Origin of the sequence: Pectobacterium brasiliense (assembly GCF_013449685.1) — a bacterium.
GTDB lineage: Bacteria > Pseudomonadota > Gammaproteobacteria > Enterobacterales > Enterobacteriaceae > Pectobacterium > Pectobacterium brasiliense_A.
In genome coordinates, this window is record NZ_JACDSF010000077.1 from 1 (window position 1) to 5,888 (window position 5,888).

A 5,888-nucleotide genomic window follows, 5' to 3' on the forward strand; every position below is an offset into this window, starting at 1 on the left:
GGTTCGCATAATGTGATACGCGTTATGTTGAAAAGGCCGCTGCGAAAATCGAATCCCGCAGCGGCCTCTTTAGCATAACGTTATTATGCGAACCATTTAGCATTTCTCTTAGTAAATTTTTCTGACTTTTAAAGGCAGCGCTTTGATGATTTCCCTAAACATTTCAAGATCTGATGTAGGCTTTTTCCACACATATGGACGTAACAAGATTGGCACATCCTCATTACCTAATAAGATTGTAATTATCTGAAAATCATCCTTTTTCTTTCTCTTTTCTTCAATAGCATAATCAATTTCAGATTCTAGGTAATGCTCATCCTTAAACTCAGGTGTGATGAAAAAAACTACTGCACATGAGTCTGTAAAACCATGTCTTAGGGCTCGCTCCAATTTAACTCCCGCATTCATTGCATCTTCATCAAGCCAAGGTTCGAACCCAAGAAGTTCTAATGTTCTTTTTACATCTCTTACTAACTCTTTATTTTCGCTTTTATGACTTAAAAATATTTTTACTGGCTTTATATTCATTGCTGCTTCATGCCTTTTTAATAACTGATACAATTCATCCTGAAAATTTATTTCACTCGATAAAAATAGAATTCCATCTTTATCTTTTAGATCGAAATTATCAGTTAATTTTTGTCTTATCTCTTCTTTATTTGATTCGGTAATATTGTCATAGCCTATGATATTAGGGGGTAGCTCTCCAAGGCCAGAAACTCTAAATATCTGAAATGTATCGGCTTGGTGTTTAAAAATATTGATTTGACACTGTTTGTAACTTCCTGGCTTTACATATATTCTTCCACCCAACAAAGGCCAGTGTGAGAGCTGATCTGGGTGTTTTTTTTCGACTAAAGCCTTATAACTGTTCAGCATAGCTTCGAAATGAAATTGCATATCATTCATTATAATCTTCCTTGTGAGAGTAATGATTTAACTGATTTTTATTCGGTTTTTCAGTTGCCATTAGTAATATGAAATTTTTCTGTGCCACCAATTTTCATTATTTCTGTTTATTCCTTCGAACTTTTAATTCGTTTGAAAATTGCACAATTTTAAAACATGTAGTGTAGGTAATACTGTACGTTTGTACCATTTCTGGTACTTGGTGTTTGGAATCGAATTTTTAGCGGCTAAAATGTCTAAATCGCCGCGAAGCGGTTCGGGGTTCAGTGACACCCGAACTTTAGTACGGAATCCCGTATTTTTACTTCTTTCCGAAAGCGGGGGTTTGGCCTTTTGTTGATGCCTTCATATCTTTAACGGCATCTTTAAGATGTTCATCCATAAGATAAAAAACAAGATCAGTCCATTTGACCATTTTCCCGGTGGCATAGCTCACTTCTATAGCAGCCTGCTCTAGTTTTAGTTTTCTTTCTTCTGGCACTCTTATGGATGTGTACTTTTTTTCAGCCATCGTTCTAGCCTTCTCTCACCGTGGGAAATCCCTCGTATATACATCGTACATACGTTGTATATCCATTATAAATCCTTTGCATACTCGCCCTCGTGAATCCTTGCATGCATGTATTCTTGGGTGTATAACATATCCAAATATTCTTGCATACATGAATGCTTATGTTTTTTGACTGGTTGAGTATTGAACAGGATTTTGGCTATCAGTTACCGATTTTATCGGATGTAGCCTATCAACGGATACACATCCAGACAGGTGAGGCGGGTGCCTTATCTCAACCAGTTTTCCAGCACCAAGGATCATCTTGTGATGTCGTTAAGATCCATATTCGCGGCTCACAGCTGAAAGTGACTGGTAATCCGTCCCGCTGGGGACGCCTTGATAACTTGTTTGGGCTGCCATCGGTAGATGCATGTGTAGCGGTTTATAACCAAATTTTGACAGAATTAGGTTTGCCTCATTTTACAAAATGCACGCGTTTAATGCCTGGGCAGGCAAAAGAAAATGAACGTGCACATATTATTTCAGATGGAGCAATAATCAAAGAATTACACATTACTTCAAATAAATCTGTCGGGAAAGGAAATGAAGATGAATACATTTCTGGTATTTCTACCCAACCATATAGAAATAGTGTACCAATGCTTTACACTAATGGAAAAACCGTAGGCTGGTATTCTAAGAAAGGGAACGTTAATCTCATACATCCAAGTGTGTATAATAAAGGTCATGAGATTGAAGAACACTCCCTTGTTAAAATAAAAAATAAATTTGGTGCTGACTCTATTGAGGTTGATTACATAAGTAATGTAATCGATTTTTGTAAGGGAGTAGGGATTGTTCGGTTCGAGCAAAAATTAAAGTCTCGTTTCTTGCAAAAACACGCATTAAATTATTGGGGTATATCAGATTACTCACCCTTGAATAAACTACATTCTGACTTTCTTGATATAGATAAAAAACTATCGGTGACTGCTATGGATTTTGAAACTATCAGCGAACACTTAATCAATCGTGGCGTTGTGGAGACCACTAAGGCAGCAAATACTACAGCAATGTACGCTATCCAGTGGTTTCACGGAAGAACATTTGATACGAATAAGAACCAAGTTCGTGTTCATAGAGCGAGGCTAAGAAAGATAGGAATAGATATAAATCAAAAGTGCAATATTTCAAAGTTTAGCCCTGTTATCGTGAAGAATGTAAGAGAAATTGTTGTCAATGAATGCGTGATCCCTGATTGGTATAAAAAACCAGTTTATTTAAAAGCAGTCTAGTGAGTGAATTATGGCTAATTATGGGTTGTTTGTGAGTGGAAAAATGCTAGGCACAAGGCAACAACAAAAACGAGGAGGGCAGGGATACCATAATGAAATAGGCATAGGGCTAGAGTTACCTGATGGATTTGGTGGGATTAAGCAGGATTTAATCATCATCCGCGTTTCTCAATTCCTGGTTAATTCTGGTGTATTAAATCAGGCGGATAACCTTGTCGGGAAAATGGTTCAAGTCCCTATTTATGTCCGCCCATGGTCAATGGAGGGAAGGGAAGGCGTAACTTATAATTTATCCAGTGATATAGGAATAAAAGAGACAAAATGACCGAGAAGTAAAGTTATTGTTTTATTTTATGAGTTTACGGAATGAACATGAAAAATAATGACAGTATCATTTTAAGTAATTGTATTCCAAAGATAAGTAATGCTCCTTGGTTCACTATACCCTACGGGCTCATAAACGAATTATTTCCCGAGCTATCTAGTCGGGAAGCGGAGGTTGCAATTCTTTATTTTAGCGGCTTAGATACGAGGTCTATCTCATACTCTTTAAATGTCTCAAATAGCACTATAAACAACCATTTAGCCAACTCTAAGTTAAAGCTGGGCGCGACAAACATATCGGAACTTCGTTCGTCGATATTGCTTAGATTCTTGGTTTATCAAATATCTAGCCCAAACATCACCAGAAGAGACCATCAACCCAATGTTCAATCTATATAAAAAACTCAAGTCAAATAACCAAACAGAACAAGGACGATTATTTACGCTCATTGTCTATTTAATTCAACTGGGGTTTATTATATCACTTGTCACTGCCATTATTATTCACCTTATTAACAGGAGTTACTGATGGGTATAGTAAGTGATTTCGTAGCTCAAACAAAAAGCCTCGTCATGGATGCGGTTGCAAGTAATTTTTCATTAATTGCTACCAGTATCAGGCCTGTTTTTATTGCTGCCTTTCTTCTTTACTGTGTCGTAATTGCTTGGATGATCCTCTATAGCAATCGTGAAATTATAATTGGCGAGGTTATTAAAAACATCATAGTGTTCTCACTTATTGGTGCATTTGTGTGGTCTGCACCCTATTATCAACAATGGGTTGTTCCCTTCATCATGGACTCTGGCAGTGAAATATCAATGATAGTTACAGGTAATGCGAGTGCGGCCTCAGGCATAGATGCAATGTGGGAGAGGCTCATCACTACAATGGAAACATTCCAACGTAATGCAACGGATAGTTTAGGTTGGGACATCGGGCCATTGGTTTCTGTATATTTGATTTATATAATTGGCTATGCAGGCGGTGCAATTTTAGTCACTTACACAACTATATTCCTTTGTATTTCTACATTCATGACCGGTATTTTATTGTCTATTGGAAGTGTTTTTATTTGCTTTTCGGGATTTTCAGCAACAAGAGGCATGTTTACGACATGGTGTGGTCATTGTCTTAATTACATTTTGTTAAATGTTTTCTATGCTATAACACTAAGTTTTGTCGCCGTGTTAATTGAAAAATATACACAACTTGATCCTGAGTCAATTAGCATCATGGATTCGTTAACACTACTCTTGGTTGTCGTTATCTGTGTTGCTATGGTAGAACAAGTTGCTGTTCTATGTTCCTCATTAACGGGAGGGGTCGGCATCAATGGTCTTGTTCCTGGTGCTAATTCACTGGCTCGTGCAACAGGTCTATCAAAAGCTGCTGCATCGATGAGAGACAAGGTGTCAGGCGGAGTAGCGGGAGGATTTAAAAAGGGCGGAATGGCCTTGCTGAGCAAGTTTAAAAATAACGTGAAAGGTGGATAATAAAGGATAACATAGTGAATAAATCAATATTTACGCTGCTAATTTTATCTATTTTGGGATACACAGCGGCGGTAAATGCTCAAGAAGTGAAAGATAAAAAGTATTACCGTGAACACATAGATGAAGCCAGAGAACTGGCAAAAAACTGTAAATCGAAAATCAAGCCCCTAACGAAGGAACAACGTCCAGACGTTTCTGATAACTGTCAAAACGCAAAGTCAGCCGTTTGGCTTTATGATCACACCTATAAGCCGCAAAAAAAATAACGTAACAATAAAGAAGGATGGATCACTGAAAATGAACCGTCCTCTTTTTATATTTGCTATCCATCGGCTATCTAAGTGCTTTCTATGTGCTATCTATCTGCTATCTAAGTGCTATCTATCTGCTAGATATTCACACGAACTATGTAAACTACAGGCACGAGGGCGATGTATACACGGGAATAAATTCCCTGTGTAACATTCGCGTGCCAAAGGGAGATCCCTTTGAAACCCTGAACAGCAAAGCTATTCTTACTCGGTTCTACGAACCTTGATGAAGTTAAAAATCGCCGAGGAAAAAACAACTAACGCGCTGCGCTTGTTCAACCCCTTACGCCAACAAATTAAAATTTGTCAGCGCTCGGCGTTCTGGAATGGTAATGGGATAATTTAAATGGCGTTGGCGGTGTATTTGGTAATGTCGATATCAATGCAGGTGAGATAGCCATTGCGGCAATCATCATCATTGATGTACTCGGAGATATCTTTAGCCATGGGAATAGCTTTTCCTTTTTCCGCCTGATAAACGAGATGGATATCGATCGCGGCATAGGCATCTGCAATGGCTGCATCGAGCGAGTTACCAGCAAAATAGCAGCCGGTGATATCGGGCACAAAACCGGAATGATCGCCATTTTCAGCTTGATGAATGCAGATTGTATATTTAATTATGTTCACATTAAATTCAGGGAAATGTCTTTTTTCATAATCCTGAATGGCCGTGCATAACTCTAAGAATCGGTCGTCTTCAGCGGAGTCGAGGTCAAACAGCGGCGAGACTTCCTTGAGTGCTGCAAGGTATTCTTGTTCGGTTTGTAGAAATTTAGTCGTCATGATTTGAGCCCGTAGAGTCATTAAGCACAGTATAAATATGACGGAAAGACAGAACGGCTGGCAACCGGAACAGCGAGCGCTGACAAATTTTAATTTGTTGGCGTGAGGTGTTGAACAAGCGCAGCGCGTTAGCGGGTTTTATCTGTGACGCACTAAACAGTGATTTAAGCGGCTGACGGTCGAAGACAAGATAACGTATCAGCGATAACGGATAAACCCAATCACGCTGGCCAGAACGCCAGATTCCGCCTCCTTATCTACTGGTTCGCATAATGT

The 5,888-nt window shown here is 38.7% G+C and carries 8 protein-coding genes; 5 read left to right on the forward strand and 3 right to left on the reverse strand.

Going from position 1 to position 5,888, the window contains the following annotated elements:
* Nucleotides 1-108: 108 nt before the first annotated feature.
* Together H0248_RS21015 and H0248_RS21020 are read right to left on the reverse strand one after the other, a co-directional pair.
* Nucleotides 109-909, reverse strand: a complete 801-nt coding sequence (locus H0248_RS21015) for a toll/interleukin-1 receptor domain-containing protein (RefSeq protein ID WP_205558079.1) — start codon at nt 907-909, stop codon at nt 109-111.
* Between the two features lie 301 nt (nt 910-1,210).
* Nucleotides 1,211-1,420, reverse strand: coding sequence for a hypothetical protein (locus tag H0248_RS21020; protein ID WP_130639949.1), 210 nt, complete (start codon nt 1,418-1,420; stop codon nt 1,211-1,213).
* A 161-nt stretch (nt 1,421-1,581) separates the two neighbouring features.
* Here H0248_RS21020 and H0248_RS21025 point away from each other — a divergent pair, with 161 nt between their 5' ends.
* From H0248_RS21025 to H0248_RS21045, 5 genes are all read left to right on the forward strand, one after another.
* The gene (locus tag H0248_RS21025) at nt 1,582-2,697 is read left to right on the forward strand and encodes a phage/plasmid replication domain-containing protein (RefSeq protein WP_130639950.1); all 1,116 of its coding nucleotides are present in this window, start codon (nt 1,582-1,584) and stop codon (nt 2,695-2,697) included.
* Between the two features lie 10 nt (nt 2,698-2,707).
* On the forward strand, nt 2,708-3,022 hold the full coding sequence (locus H0248_RS21030; RefSeq protein ID WP_180787363.1) for a DNA-binding protein: 315 nt from the start codon (nt 2,708-2,710) through the stop codon (nt 3,020-3,022).
* 47 nt (nt 3,023-3,069) lie between these two features.
* Nucleotides 3,070-3,420, forward strand: coding sequence for a helix-turn-helix transcriptional regulator (locus tag H0248_RS22560; RefSeq protein ID WP_161568994.1), 351 nt, complete (start codon nt 3,070-3,072; stop codon nt 3,418-3,420).
* A 129-nt stretch (nt 3,421-3,549) separates the two neighbouring features.
* A complete protein-coding gene (locus H0248_RS21040) occupies nt 3,550-4,515 on the forward strand; it encodes a type IV secretion system protein (protein WP_130639953.1) in 966 nt (321 codons plus the stop codon).
* Nucleotides 4,516-4,529: 14 nt separating this feature from the next.
* On the forward strand, nt 4,530-4,781 hold the full coding sequence (locus tag H0248_RS21045) for a hypothetical protein (RefSeq protein ID WP_130639954.1): 252 nt from the start codon (nt 4,530-4,532) through the stop codon (nt 4,779-4,781).
* Between the two features lie 387 nt (nt 4,782-5,168).
* Here H0248_RS21045 and H0248_RS21050 read toward each other — a convergent pair whose 3' ends face one another.
* Entirely contained in the window at nt 5,169-5,612 is a 444-nt protein-coding gene (locus H0248_RS21050) for a type II toxin-antitoxin system HicB family antitoxin (protein WP_161568995.1), read from the reverse strand.
* Nucleotides 5,613-5,888: the final 276 nt, after the last annotated feature.

What these genes read in the sequence shown, in the direction of transcription:
- H0248_RS21015 (WP_205558079.1), bottom strand. Translation starts at nt 909, where the DNA reads ATGAATGATATGCAATTTCATTTCGAAGCTATGCTGAACAGTTATAAG.
- H0248_RS21020 (WP_130639949.1), bottom strand. Translation starts at nt 1,420, where the DNA reads ATGGCTGAAAAAAAGTACACATCCATAAGAGTGCCAGAAGAAAGAAAA.
- H0248_RS21025 (WP_130639950.1), top strand. Translation starts at nt 1,582, where the DNA reads ATGTTTTTTGACTGGTTGAGTATTGAACAGGATTTTGGCTATCAGTTA.
- H0248_RS21030 (WP_180787363.1), top strand. Translation starts at nt 2,708, where the DNA reads ATGGCTAATTATGGGTTGTTTGTGAGTGGAAAAATGCTAGGCACAAGG.
- H0248_RS22560 (WP_161568994.1), top strand. Translation starts at nt 3,070, where the DNA reads ATGAAAAATAATGACAGTATCATTTTAAGTAATTGTATTCCAAAGATA.
- H0248_RS21040 (WP_130639953.1), top strand. Translation starts at nt 3,550, where the DNA reads ATGGGTATAGTAAGTGATTTCGTAGCTCAAACAAAAAGCCTCGTCATG.
- H0248_RS21050 (WP_161568995.1), bottom strand. Translation starts at nt 5,612, where the DNA reads ATGACGACTAAATTTCTACAAACCGAACAAGAATACCTTGCAGCACTC.